This window comes from Bacillus sp. Pc3 (assembly GCF_000815145.1).
Taxonomy (GTDB): Bacteria; Bacillota; Bacilli; order Bacillales; family Bacillaceae; genus Bacillus; species Bacillus velezensis.
In genome coordinates this window covers 2,974,172-2,988,019 of sequence record NZ_CP010406.1, presented here as the reverse complement: position 1 = coordinate 2,988,019, position 13,848 = coordinate 2,974,172, and the positions used below count along the sequence as shown (strand labels likewise).

The 13,848-nt window shown below is 50.3% G+C and carries 9 protein-coding genes; 3 read left to right on the top strand and 6 right to left on the bottom strand.

Annotated elements, in window-relative coordinates; genetic code table 11:
• Positions 1-13: 13 nt before the first annotated feature.
• From essB to SB24_RS14245, 3 genes are all read right to left on the bottom strand, one after another.
• On the bottom strand, positions 14-1,300 hold the full coding sequence (gene essB, locus SB24_RS14255) for a type VII secretion protein EssB (RefSeq protein ID WP_039255050.1): 1,287 nt from the start codon (positions 1,298-1,300) through the stop codon (positions 14-16).
• Positions 1,301-1,314: 14 nt separating this feature from the next.
• Positions 1,315-1,554 (bottom strand): ESX secretion system protein YukD, encoded by a 240-nt coding sequence (locus SB24_RS14250; protein WP_003152015.1) that lies wholly within the window; start codon positions 1,552-1,554, stop codon positions 1,315-1,317.
• Positions 1,555-1,629: 75 nt separating this feature from the next.
• Positions 1,630-1,923, bottom strand: a complete 294-nt coding sequence (locus SB24_RS14245; protein ID WP_003152013.1) for a WXG100 family type VII secretion target — start codon at positions 1,921-1,923, stop codon at positions 1,630-1,632.
• 315 nt (positions 1,924-2,238) lie between these two features.
• Between SB24_RS14245 and SB24_RS14240 the strand changes: the two genes are divergently transcribed.
• The 3 genes from SB24_RS14240 (at position 2,239) to SB24_RS14230 (ending at position 5,497) form a co-directional block, all read left to right on the top strand.
• Positions 2,239-3,468, top strand: a complete 1,230-nt coding sequence (locus SB24_RS14240) for a sporulation transcriptional activator AdeR (protein WP_039254041.1) — start codon at positions 2,239-2,241, stop codon at positions 3,466-3,468.
• A 103-nt stretch (positions 3,469-3,571) separates the two neighbouring features.
• Complete coding sequence (ald, locus tag SB24_RS14235; protein ID WP_003152011.1) at positions 3,572-4,702, top strand: alanine dehydrogenase; 1,131 nt, start codon at positions 3,572-3,574, stop codon at positions 4,700-4,702.
• A 117-nt stretch (positions 4,703-4,819) separates the two neighbouring features.
• Positions 4,820-5,497, top strand: coding sequence for a YukJ family protein (locus SB24_RS14230; RefSeq protein ID WP_039254039.1), 678 nt, complete (start codon positions 4,820-4,822; stop codon positions 5,495-5,497).
• A gap of 44 nt (positions 5,498-5,541) precedes the next feature.
• On the opposite strand, the gene SB24_RS14225 is transcribed toward SB24_RS14230, so the two are convergent.
• From SB24_RS14225 to SB24_RS14215, 3 genes are read right to left on the bottom strand one after another with little or no spacing between them, the layout of a single operon-like run.
• Positions 5,542-5,757, bottom strand: coding sequence for an MbtH family protein (locus SB24_RS14225; protein WP_039254037.1), 216 nt, complete (start codon positions 5,755-5,757; stop codon positions 5,542-5,544).
• A gap of 18 nt (positions 5,758-5,775) precedes the next feature.
• Positions 5,776-12,903, bottom strand: a complete 7,128-nt coding sequence (locus SB24_RS14220) for an amino acid adenylation domain-containing protein (RefSeq protein WP_039254036.1) — start codon at positions 12,901-12,903, stop codon at positions 5,776-5,778.
• A 14-nt stretch (positions 12,904-12,917) separates the two neighbouring features.
• Complete coding sequence (locus SB24_RS14215; RefSeq protein ID WP_033574909.1) at positions 12,918-13,844, bottom strand: isochorismatase; 927 nt, start codon at positions 13,842-13,844, stop codon at positions 12,918-12,920.
• Positions 13,845-13,848 lie beyond the last annotated feature (4 nt).

Below are 13,848 nucleotides of genomic sequence, written 5' to 3'. Positions count from 1 at the left end.
TTGATGTGTGCTGTTATTTTTTTTCATCTTTTTTCTCATCTTTCTTGTCGTTCTCTTTGTTATCTTTCGCTTTGTCTTGTTTGCTTTCATCCTGTCCGGCGGAAGCTTCGGCGGTGTCACTGTTTTCCTCCGCTTCTTTATGCTGTTCCTCCGCCTCTTTTTTCGCCTTCGCAAGCTCGCTTTCCACGGCGTCCAGTTCTTTCTGCTTTTCGTCGTCTTTCATACTGTCATCTGCTAATAATTGCTGTTTATATTTTGTAAGTCCGAGCCAGATGTACGGGTTGTACTCAAGATTGCGGCCGATTTTGATGGCTTCTTCATTTTCCCCTCTGCCGATATCAATCCAATAAAGGAAGTGCTTCGGGTCTGATTGCAGCGTGACCAGATTCCCGATGTTTTTCCGCTGTTCTTCCCTCAGATTTTCAACTGCCACATAAGAGGAAGCAAGCTCGTACTGCACAGATTCCGGGAGGCTTTCCGCATCGTATTTAGCGAGTGTGTCAATGACTTTGCTGTACTGCTGATTTAAAAAATAGCGGTTGCTTTCCGTAATTGCCTCTTGCTTCGGCTGGGCGAAAAACAGAACGTATAAGGAGTAAAGAAGTGCCGGCACAAGGAGGACGGCAAGCGCCAGACCGGCGTATCTTTGGATTTTCCATTTCTTTTTCGGCAGTTTTATGTATGTCTTGTCCCTTTCTTCGAGGGAATCAATTTCGGTTTGAATGGCTTCTTCCAGTTCTTTAATCGTCTCCGCCTCTAACACGCTTTTCACCTCAGGAGAGAAATGAAGCGTCTCCTTGTACTTCAAATATTCATCGAAGGTGTACGCCCCGTCAGCCGCAAGCGCCGCACAGGCTTTGAGCTCTTTTAACACCCTTTCTCTATCTTCCTCATAAGGCGGAAGGCTCTCCTTTACGCCGTAATGAAGAAAGTAAGGCGTCAGCGCTTTATCAAACACGATATTTTCAGGGGCGGCAATCAGATTGAGACGTTTCAGCTTATGCTGTTTCACGGCTTGGACGAGACGGTAGGCAAATTGCCACCTGCTTTTTTTATCTTTTCCTTTTATATAGCGGAAAGCCTGATAAGAAGAAGGAGGTTTGATTGTGATGGTTACTTCGTCTTCTGAAACTGAGACCTCTTTTTGAAAAAAAGGATCGGCATCTTTAATCACATTCGCTTCCAGCCCGTCAAGAAGCTTGATTTTTTCCCGCTGGAAGGTGAACGTGAAGCCTGATTCGGTTTCTTCCCGGACGGCGTCTAATTCTGTTTCTAAATAAGATCTGTTATGACCTGTCATTCCACCATGTCCTTTCATAAAATTTCAAGGCGGTCTCCGTTCGTAATGCCGCAGTCAGATAGCTTTTGTTCTCCGGAAAAAACCGTTTCTTTATTGACCACTCTGATCCAATAGCCTTCACGCGGCGGAACGGATACATGCTGAGCCTGCCGGGCAATATCAATGACTTTTTTCACAGAATGGTAATCTGACAATCTGAGATCGAAGACACTGCCGTTATAATGTGTTAAATCTATTGTAATATCGATATACATATTCATATCACCCTTACATAGAAAGAGCGCCGTCTTCTTGATTGAATCAGGCGCTCCGTTTCTTCATTCATCTTATTATCCGCGAATTTGGTTAGCGATATCTTGGTCGGTAGACTCAAGCGTATTTGCCGTTTGATCGAGCTGATGATTCACATCTTGAAGCAATTCAGACATTTTAATAAATGAAGGTTTCAGCTGCTCATATTGATCCGCGAATGCTTCACTTGAAGCACCTTCCCACATGCCTTTCAAATCAGAAATCATGCGGTTCAGGCGGTCAACCTGATTCATGACTTCCTGACTTTCAACGCCATATTGCTTAGCCATCGCTCTTAGCTCTTCGGGTGTGACACGAATTAATCCAGACATATTCCTTATACCCTCCTGTGTCATCAGCCTAAATATGGGCTAATTCACTTATTTTTTGAACGTCATTATTATAAAAACAACCAATCGGCACAGTCAAACAAATCTGTTTTAATTTTACAAAATGAGTCTTATGATATATTGGATTTTTCGTCATATTTACACATTTTGTAAATAAAATAGTATGATTTTCTTATTATTTTCGTTTTCACTGAATGATCTTATTGTCCTAGTCTATTTCCCTGCAAAGATGCCTTTCAGTCTGAAAACCAAGATGGTAAGATCAAGATATGAAGCTATGAAAAAGTAGGGATACAGATGACCAATCCAAAGGATCCATTTAAGTACAGTTTCGACAGACTTGAAGATGTTGCCGACCATATCAGTGAAGTTCTTCAATGCCCCATTACAATAGAAGACGTTAATCATAAACTGCTTGCATACAGCACGCACAGCGATTGTACAGATCCGGCCCGGACGTCGACGATTATCGGGCGGAGGGTGCCGGAAAAAGTCATCAACAAACTGTGGAAAGACGGAACCATTCCGGCCCTTTTAAAAACGGACCAGCCGATTAAAGTGAAAGAAATTGACGAGGTGGGCCTAAGCAACCGCGTGGCGATTTCCATCTGGAAAAACAGCCAGGTTCTCGGATTTATTTGGGCGCTTGAGATCAAAAAAAAGCTCAATGACGAAGATCTGAAGACACTTCAGCTGGCCGCCAAAGCGGTGCGGAACAAGCTTTTGCACCTGCAGATCCGCAAAACGAAAATCGAAGAGCGGGGCCAGGAGTTTTTTTGGAAAATGCTGACCGGCCATACCTATCAGGAAGCCGAGATGGCCGAAGGGTTTCATAAGCTCGGAATGGCGCTGCCGTCCGTGTTCAGCGTCATGATCATCCGTTTACATGATGAGCTGACTGAAAAGACGGAACAGCAGCTGCAATATTTGCAGGAAACGACACAGCAGATTCATGTCATGCTGGCGACTGTTGATTCAAATGAATTAATCTTATTAGCCGCGCCGAAAACCGATCAGCCTTTTAAAGATTTAAAGCACTTCGCTCTTCATATTCAAAAACAGCTGAAGGAACGATATAAAATTGAGGATGCGTCGATTGCGATCGGCGGTATTTACGAATCGATTTCTTACGTTTACCGATCTTATCAGGAAGCGCTCTCCGTATTAAAAGCGAAAGAGCGGTTTGTGAGAGAAACCAAACACCTTTTCAGCTTTTCTGAACTCGGCATTTATCAGTACCTTGATGTGTTGGATGAAAAACGCAAGCACAGCGGCTATATGAACTATTCCCTGTCAAAGCTTGAGCAGTATGACAGGGAGCACCAAGCCGATATGGTAAAAACGCTCGAACATTTTATTGATGCCGACAGCAACGTCAACACCGCCGCCAAAGCGCTTAACATCCATGTCAATACATTGAATTACAGGCTGAAAAGAATCAGCCAGATCGCAGAAATCGACTTAAAAAATGTGAATGAGAAGTTTACGATTTACCTGGATATCAAACTTCGCAGCATGGGTTCGTGAAATTTCACAAATCCGTGTTTTTTTATTTTCTGTTTCAAACAAAGAATTTTCGCAAAAATCGCGCTACACTTGAAGCATCACACAAACATTGGGGGAAACAGACATGATTATCGGGGTTCCAAAAGAAATCAAAAACAATGAAAATCGAGTGGCATTAACACCTGGAGGCGTTTCACAGCTTATCGGAAACGGCCATCGGGTTCTTGTGGAATCCGGAGCCGGACTCGGAAGCGGCTTTACAAATGAAGATTATGTATCAGCAGGGGCGGAAATTCTGGAGGACAGAAAGCAAGTATGGGATGCGGAAATGGTCATGAAGGTAAAAGAACCGCTGGCTGAAGAGTATGCGTATTTCCGTCAAGGTCTGGTCTTGTTCACTTACCTTCATTTAGCCGCAGAGCCGGAATTAGCTAAAGCGCTTACAGAAAAAGGCGTGACAGCTATCGCGTACGAAACGGTAACGGACGGACGTTCCCTTCCGCTGCTTACGCCGATGTCCGAAGTGGCCGGCAGAATGGCCGCGCAGATCGGGGCACAGTTTCTTGAAAAACCAAAGGGCGGAAAAGGAATTTTATTAGCCGGCGTACCGGGTGTATCCCGCGGAAAAGTCACGATCATCGGAGGGGGCGGTGTCGGAACAAATGCCGCGAAAATGGCTGTCGGACTCGGTGCCGATGTGACAATGATCGATTTGAACGCAGACCGCCTGCGTCAGCTTGATGATATTTTCGGGCATCAGATTAAAACATTGATGTCAAACCCTGTAAATATTGCAGATTCCGTCGCGGAAGCGGATCTTCTGATCTGCGCCGTGCTCATCCCGGGAGCCAAAGCGCCGACTCTCGTTACGGAAGAAATGGTTAAACAAATGAAACCGGGTTCCGTCATTGTTGATGTTGCCATCGATCAGGGCGGCATTGTGGAAACCGTCGATCATATTACAACCCACGATAATCCGACTTACGAAAAACACGGCGTCGTTCACTACGCTGTCGCCAATATGCCGGGCGCCGTACCGCGTACGTCTACGCTCGCATTAACGAATGTAACCGTTCCTTACGCGCTGCAAATCGCCAATAAAGGCGCGGCACAAGCCATTGCAGACAGCCCTGCGCTTAAAGCGGGCTTAAATACGGCTAACGGACATGTCACGTATGAAGCGGTAGCCAAAGACTTAGGCTATGACTATGTGCCTGCTGAAAAAGCAATGCAAGGTTCGGCTGCAAAAGCTTAATAGATATGAAGAGGACAGCCTGATCAGCGGGCTGTCCTTTTTGCTTTCTCATAAAAGGAAAAACGGCCCCCTGTCTCGAATATCAATTCATATCCCGGAAGAAAAAGGAGGATTCATATGGCTGTTCAGCACTATGGTGTATTAAAAGGCACTGTGTTAGATATGAAAAGGGAAACAGATGATGATTCTCCGCATTTTCAAGTCGAGGTGCTAGGCGAGCCTGATACGCGCTATCGCTGTGCGATCAATGTCATGTCAAGTTCAAAAGAATCAGAGGTTCTGTATGCGGCACGCGATCATTTTGACGCAAGCGCGATCACCCTGCTGCCGAACATTCCGTACGGATATACCCCAATTGATGAAACCAGCCGTGAGCTGGCGCTGGATTATGTCCGCGGCGGATTGTTTGATCCCCGGAACATGGTGCCCCTCCCGCATGAAGTCACCGGTCCGGATAATGACTTAAATGACTTTATTGAGACGTACATGCAAAAAGCCAAATCAGAAAAAGCCACCGTCTATATTTACGGCTCTAAATTCGGGCCGGAGCCGGGCGCTGATAAGATTTTCGGTTTCAAGCCGACAAACGGCATGCATAATATTCATATGAATCAGGGAAACCCAATTGATACACGCTGGAAGAAGGATAACGGAACGTGGCACGACGGCGGTATTTTAATCCAGTTTGCAGACCAGTGGGCCGCGGTCTTTTTGGCTTTTCTGTCTCAGTCATGGTGCACGGATGAAGAAGGCCACCCTTATACATTTTGTGATCATACACAGCTTAACGGCTGATGTCCGCATAAAAAGCCTGCCGAGATAACGGCAGGCTTTTCTTATTACATTTTAGCGGCTTCGGTCTGTTTCAGGCTTTCCGGCCTCATATCACGCCAGTTTGTTTCAATATATTCGAGACAAACGGGGCGGGTTTCATTCGTCAGGCGGGTTTCCCAGCCGTCCGGCACATCCAGATAGGCCGGCCACAGTGAGTACTGGCCTTCAGCATTGACGAGCACATGGTATGAACCGTCTTCCCGTTCAAATGGATTTGTCATATCATCTCTTTCCTTTCTTTACCGGACTGTACGCCGTCCGTTTAATTTCTCTGCCAGAATCGCGCCGATGTCGGCAAGCGGGCCCGGCTGGCACATATCTTTATGGCGGCAGTCTAGGTCATACCGCTCGATTTTCCCCGTAATATACGGTTTCCAAGTATCCGGCTCAATCGGGTCAAACCACTCCGGAATAATCGTGGATCTGAAGAACAGCACATCTCCGTGGAACGGCTTCGGCTTGTATGTTCCTAACAGCCCGACAGAATTAACGTACGTGTCTTTCAGATTCATCATCACTGACTCGTCCAGGCTGGCTAATGCGCTCCCCTCACGGCGGAGAATGGTCAGCGCGGTGTCAAAATCAAGCGGCTGATCCCCGAGGCTGTCCGGGTCGTACCCTCCCAGGGCAAGCAGCGCAATGACGGCTTCCTCGTCATCAGGCGCATTTTTTATCGGCAGAAAATGATTCGGATACGCGTCAAGCATCACCAAAAGCGAAACCTCTTCGCCCCGGCTCTGTAATTGTGTCGCCATGGCCTGAATGACATTCCCTCCGAGAGACCAGCCGAGCAGACGGTACGGCCCTTTCGGCTGCACGGTGCGGATTTTTTCAATATAATCCGCCGCCATGTCATCTAAGCTTTGCGGAAGCGGTTCTTTTTTTCCGATGCCTCTCGCCTGTAAGCCGTATATCGGATAATCAGCCTCTAAAGAAGACATCAGCCCGGCATAACACCAGCTGAGACCGCCGGCCGGATGGACACAGAACAACGGTGTTTCTTCTCCTGCCGTTCTGAGCGGAAGAAGAACATCAAGCGCGCTTGTGCCCGTTCCTGACTCAAGTCTTTCAGCAAGGCTTGCCACCGTAGGAGCTTCAAATAATGTTCCGATACTGAGCTCGGCTCCCATCGCTTCCCGAATACGGCTCATTAAATGAACCGCAAGCAAAGAATGGCCGCCTAAATCAAAAAATCTGTCATCAATACCGACACGCGGCAGATGAAGCACCTCTGCGAACAGCTCACACAGCATTTCTTCCTGCGGCGTTCTCGGTCCCCGGCCGGTGACCTCCGTTTGGAAGTCAGGCGCAGGGAGCGCTTTTCGGTCAAGCTTTCCATTCGGTGTCAGCGGCAGTTCATTCATTTGGACAAAAGCTGACGGAATCATGTAATCCGGCAGGCTTTCTTCGGCAAACCGGCGGATGTCCCCAGCGTCCAAGGTGCTGCCGGCAGATCGGACAAGGTAGGCGGCCAGCCGTTTATCTCCCGGCCGGTCTTCACGGACGACTGCGGCGGCATCCTCGACATCCGGATGTTTGACGAGAACCGCTTCGATTTCTCCCAATTCAATCCGGAAGCCGCGGATTTTAATCTGGTGGTCCGCCCTGCCCATATAATCAAGAGAACCGTCCGTCCGCAGACGGGCTAAATCCCCCGTCCGGTACATTCTCGTTCCCGGCGGGCCGTACGGATCAGCCACAAAGCGTTCGGCGGTCAGACTTTGCCGCCCTAAGTAGCCTCGCGCCACGCCCCCTCCGGCAACATACATTTCGCCCGTTATGCCCGGAGGCACAGGCTCCAGCCGGTCATCAAGCACATATACGTTCAGATCAGGAATGCCGCAGCCGATGAGGCTGTTTGCTCTCAGTTCGGCAATGTTTTTGTCTAATTCAAGGTAACTGACGTGCACCGTCGTTTCCGTAATGCCGTACATATTCACGAGCACCGGCTGATTGTCCGCGTGGCGGCTGTACCAATCCTCAAGCCGGCTCAGCTCAAGCGCCTCGCCGCCGAAGATGATATATCTGAGTGCGAGCTGACGCCCCAGCTCTTTGTGTTCTTTTTCCGCATGCATCAGCTGGTAAAACGCTGACGGCGTTTGGTTAAGTACGGTCACTCGCTCTTTCACGAGGAGATGTAGAAACGCTTCCGGCGATCTGCTGATGTCATGCGGCACGACGACGAGACGTCCGCCGTGAAGCAGCGGCCCCCATATTTCCCAGACAGAGAAATCGAAAGCGTAGGAGTGAAACATCGTCCACACATCATCAGAATTAAAGTGATACCAATGCCGCGTCGACTCAAACAGCCGGATAACATTGCTGTGCGGAATGATGACACCTTTCGGCACACCGGTTGATCCCGACGTGTAAATGACATAGGCCGGGTGAAGCGGTGACAGCGGACGAATCCGGTCGGCATTCTCAGGGTTCGTGACGGCATATTGCCGAAGTGTTTCCTTATTCTGCGGATCATCCAGGATGAAGGCCGGCATGCCGTTTTCGCCAGAGAGCTTACTTGCGCCTTCACGATTGGTGAGCATAAATACAGGCTTGGCATCATGTAACATAAAAGCGATGCGGTCCGCGGGATAATCAGGATCAAGCGGCAAATACGCTGCCCCCGTCTTCAGGACGGCTAACAGCCCGACAATCATATCTAAAGAACGCGGCAGCGCCAGTGCGACAAACTGCTCCGGGCCGACGCCGCGGGCAATCATCATGTGGGCGAGCTGATTGGCTCTTTCATTCAGCTCTTGATAAGTGAGTCCGCTCTCTTCAAATACTGCCGCCGTTTCATCCGATTTTGCGGCGGCCTGTATTTCAAACAGTTCAGGCAGTGTCTGCCGAGGCTGAATATGCTGTTTTGCCTGTTTAACCGGCAAAAGCTTCCGGCGCTCTTCATCAGAAAGAATGGTTAAGCTTCCGATCGGTTTATCCGGATGTGATGCGGCATCTTCGAGCAAAAGAAGCAGGCGTCCGGCAAGTGCTTCAGCCGTTTCTTTTCTGAATAAGTCCGTACTGAACTCCAGCAGGCCATCAATACCGGCAGGCGTGCCGTCGTCATGGCGCTGTTCAGCCAATTCCAGCGTCAAATCAAATTTGGACGATCCGACACTGCTGATTTGCAGGCTTGTTTCCATATCAGGAAGACTGAGTACAGGATCGGGCGTATTTTGGAATGCGAGCATCACTTGGAACAGCGGATGTCTTGACCGGGAGCGAACCGGATTCAATTCTTCCACGAGACGTTCAAACGGCACGTCCTGATGTTCATATGCTGCGAGATTCATTTCCCTGACCCTTTCAAGAAGCTCACAAAAGCTCGGATCGCCAGAGGTATCGGTTCTCAGTACGAGTGTATTAATGAACATACCCACAAGGTCTCCTAATGCGTCATCACTGCGGCCGGCTATCGGACTGCCGATCGGAATATCGGTTCCCGCCCCGAGCCGGGTCAGCAGTGCGGAAAGCCCTGATTGAAGCACCATAAACAGGCTTACGCGCTGATTTCTGGCTAGTGAGAGAAGACGGGCATGAAGCTCTTGGCCGATGTTGACCGGAATGACGCCGCCCCTGTAGCTTGATTCAGCGGGACGCGGAAAATCAGACGGCAGCTCCAGCTGATCCGGTACATTTTCAAGCGTTTTCTTCCAGAAATCCAGCTGGCGCGCAATTAAGCTCTCAGAATCAGACGCGCTGCCTAAAAGCTGCTGCTGCCAAAGCGCATAATCCGCATATTGAACCGCCAGCGGCGCCCATTCTGCTTTTTCACCTGTTTGCCGGGCGATATAGGCTATGGATAAGTCACGCATGAGCGGATTCAAGGACCAGCCGTCGCCTGCGATGTGATGCAGGAGAACCATCAGCGTATATTCGCCATCACCAAGATCAAACAGCTCAGCCCGGACGGCCGGCTCTTTAGCGAGATCAAACCGGTATCGTGCCGCAGCGGCAAGCATGTCTTGGAGCTCGTTTTTGTCTGCTTGTGTCACTGTAAACACAGGGCGGGCTTCTTCAGCAGGTAAAATGAGCTGATGAGATGATCCCTTATTTTCCGGAAAAACGGTGCGCAGGCTTTCATGACGGCTGACAACATCGTAAAAGGCGTGTTTCAGCGCTGATTGGTCAAGCTTGCCTGACATGCGGACAATCACCGGAATGTTGTAAGTCGGGCTCGGCCCTTCAAGACAGTAGAGAAACCAAAGACGCAGCTGCGCAAATGACAGCGGGATGTGTTCCGGCCGGTCAAACGGCTTGAGCTTAGGCCGCGCACTCTTTGCGGTGTCAAGCTGTGCGGCGAGCCCGGCAACGGTCGGCGTATCAAACAGACGGCCGATGCCAAGCTCTGCGCCCATCGTCTCCCGGACCCGGCTCATCAGGCGTCCGGCTAAGAGCGAATGTCCGCCCAATTCAAAGAACCCGTCATCAATTCCGACCCGCGCGAGACCGAGAACTTCGGCAAACAGATCGCATAATATTTCTTCCTGCGGCGTCCGCGGCCCTCTGTCAGACAGGACAGCGGAAAAATCAGGTGCAGGCAGAGCGCTGCGATCGAGCTTCTTATTCGGCGTCAGCGGCAATTCTTTCAGCTGTACAAACGCGCCCGGCACCATATAATCCGGCAGGCTTTCGCCCATATATTCACGAAGTCCGCCGATATCAAGGGGCTGATCCGCGACAGCATAAGCCGCCAGCCGCTTATCTCCCGGCTGGTCTTCACGGACAATGACGGCGGCCTGCGAAATACCCGGGTATTTCGACAGCACTGACTCAATTTCTCCTAATTCTATCCGGAACCCGCGGATTTTAATTTGGTGATCGGCTCTGCTGATATAATCAAGCGAGCCGTCCTCACGCCAGCGCACGAGATCTCCCGTCCGGTACATCCTCGCGCCCGCGGGTCCGTACGGATCGGCAATGAATCTTTCAGCTGTTAAATCAGGACGATTATAATAACCTCTGGCAAGCCCCTCGCCCGCTATATAAAGCTCGCCCGCAATTCCCGGCGGGACTGGCTGCAATGCGGCGTCCAGCACGTATACCCGCGTGTTCCAAATCGGCTTTCCGATCGGAGGCGCCCCTGTAAGGCCTTTTGCGAGCGGCTGTGCGGCCGACCAGATTGTTGTTTCAGTCGGCCCGTACAGATTCGTCACCGTACAGCCTGATTCAAGCAGAGCATGCAAAAGCGCGTTCGGAAGCGCCTCACCTCCGACAAGCACCTGCAGCGCCCGGAGTGAATCCGGTTCATTGGTGACTAATGAATGCCACAATGTCGGCGTTGCCTGCATGATTGAAATACCGTATGAGTAAATCATGTTCGCAAGCGCCCGCGGTTCCTGAATCGTCTCTTTACGTGCGATGACGCACCCCGCCCCGCTGATGAGCGGAAGGAAGAGCTCAAGTCCGGAAATATCAAACGCCGCAGTCGTAACGGCAAGCAGGCGGTCTTGTGCGCCGAGCGGGAACATTTCCCTCATGGATAAGAGGAAATTGCTTACGCTTTTTAATGTCACGACTACGCCTTTCGGTTTGCCCGTTGAACCCGATGTATAGATGACATAAGCGGGGTGCAAAGGCGAACATTCCGCCTGATCGGAACAGTCAGCATTTTGAACAGCAACGGTTTTTACCGTATCCGGGTCATCGAGAATGATCCTTTTTGCATCACTGTCTTCCGGCATGCGGCCGGATAATTCCATCGTTGTAATCAGGCATGCAGGCTGTGCATCTTTGAGCATGTATGTGATTCGCTCAGAAGGAAAATCAGGATCAAGCGGCAGGTATGCGGCTCCCGTTTTCAAAACGGCCAGCATGCTCACGGCCAACTCCTGTGACCGCGGAAGCAGCAAAGCGGCAAATTGTTCCGGTCCGAGCCCCTTTTCCTTTAGCATGCCGGCAAGCTGGTTCACGCGCTTGTTCAATTCGGCATAGCTGAGCTCTTCGTTTTCGGTGATGATTGCCGGCCGGTCCGGTGTTTTTACGGCCTGTTCGTAAAACAGCTCCGGCAGACTTTTCTGCTTCTCGGCCTTGCGCGTGTCATTCCAGCTTTCCAGTACGCGGAGACGTTCACTTTCAAGCAGAAGGTTGAGTGTGCCGATTTTTTGTGTCTGGTCTTTCACAGCGGATTCCAACAGAAGCAGGAATCGTTTTTGATGGTTTTCAATATCTTCGGCGCTGTACACTTCCGGATTCGCATCAAAGTCCACACGCATTCCGCTTCCGTCCGCTCTGTCGTAAACGTTAATTGACAAATCATCAACGGGTCCTGCTGATAAATTATGGACGGTCCCTGGCGCTCCGGCGAAATCAAGCGCGTAGTCAAACGGCATCACATTGACTTGCGGGCCGAACAGCCTGCGATTTTCTCCGAGCAATTTAAGGTCGCGGCGCATGTCTTCATGGCGGTATTTCTGATGGCGCCGGATGTTTCGGATTTCTTTTGCCACTTGGCTGACGGCCTCATGAAAATTCATATCCGGGCGGAGCGAAAGCCGTAAAGGCAGAAGATTCATAACCATACTCGGAATATTCAGTGAAATTGAGCCGATCCGCCCCATCATCGGTAAACCGAGCACGATATCCCCTGCGTTTGTCATCCGGTGGACATATACCGCCGTTGCGGCCGTGACGGCTTCATGCCAGTTCGGAATCGCTTTTACATGCTGTAAAGCCGTTTCAGAAAGATAAGCCGTGCTTCTCCGAAAACGTGTTGACGTTCGCGGCGCTCTTTCTGCCAAACTGACGACATCAGGTTCATCCGCAAATTTCTCCATCCAAAATTCCCGATCTTTCAGGAATTGATCAGACGCGCGGTACTCTTGTTCTTCTTTTACCAGCTCCTCCAAAGAACCGAAGGAGCGCCCGTTATCCGGACGTCCCTCCCGTATTGCGGTGTACACTTGCGCCGTACGCCGTGCCAGCAGAGAAAAACCGTAGCCGTCTATCGCAATGTGGTGAATGCGCTGATACCAGAAAAAGCGTTCCGATCCCGCCTGAAATAAAATGTCGCGGAACAAAGGCCCGGCCGCCATATCAACGGGCTCAGCCAAATCTGTCTGCATGAGTCTGAGTGCGGCCTGCTTCGGATCAGCTTCTGAACTCACATCTATGACATCGATCGCAGCTTCAAATGGAGGATTGATGATCTGCTTCGGCCCGTCTGCCCCCTCCTCGAAGCGGGCGTGTAATGACGCGGCTTCCGTCAGCACGCGTTCGAGAGCGGTTTTAAATATGTTCACATCGATCGCGCCGTTTATCTCAACGTACTCGCCTGTATTGTAAATCGGATTATCAGGATCAAGCTGCTGCGCAAACCAGATACCGGCCTGTGCGCCTGTCAGAGGCAGCTGTTGTGTATCATGCATTCTATTCTCTCCCTTTATAAATAATCTGCGTTCGGCAAGACTTTTTGAGATCGGGAAGAAAGAAGTCTCCACCACTCTTCCAGCGTCGGGTTCTCCGCCAGTTCCACAAACGTCACTTCAGCTCCGTCACGGCGCCATTGTTCGACAAGGCTCATGATTCTGACGGAGTCAAGACCTCTGTCCAGCAGGTCTTCATGATCCGGAATATCAGACGGTGATTCTTGAAGAATCGCCGCAATTTGTTCACGCACCCGGTCTTTTGTCAATACGGCGGAAGTCTTCTCTTCTCCTTCAGAAACCGGCGCGCCGCCCAGCAGCTCCAGCACTTCGTTTGTCAAAGCCGTGTAAGCGCAGCGCTGAGACGCATATTCGATGGCCATCTTATGTTTTTCTGAAGAAAAATCAGCAACGGCGTCTCCGATAAAGAAGCTTTGGATATCATCCATAAATGCTTCACAGGCTGTGACGAGACAGCCGATGTGTGCATAAATTCCCGTAATCATGAGCTGGTCTCTGCCGCTTTCACGCATGATCTCAAGGAGATTCGTCCGTTTAAACGCGCTGTATCTCCACTTTGTGAGGACAATGTCCTGATCATCCGGTGCAAGCTCCGGAATGACCTTTTCTTCATAAGGCCCGCTTTTTAGCCCCGGCCCCCAAAAATCCGTCAGCAGCGCACGGTCCGCCGGGTCTTGGCTGCCCGGCTGCGCGGTATACACCACCGGAATGCCGAGTGCTTTGCATTGCTCTTTTATTTTTTTGATATTCTCAGCCGCCTCCGTGATCGGAGCTTCACCTTTCGCAAAAGCATCGACGAAATAATTCTGCATGTCATGGATCAGAAGCACCGCGCGTTTCGGATTCAGCGTCCACGATACTTTATTTTCAGGCATATCTGACGCTGTCGGCAGCGCATATGCGGGAATAGACGGTATAGCCAATGTA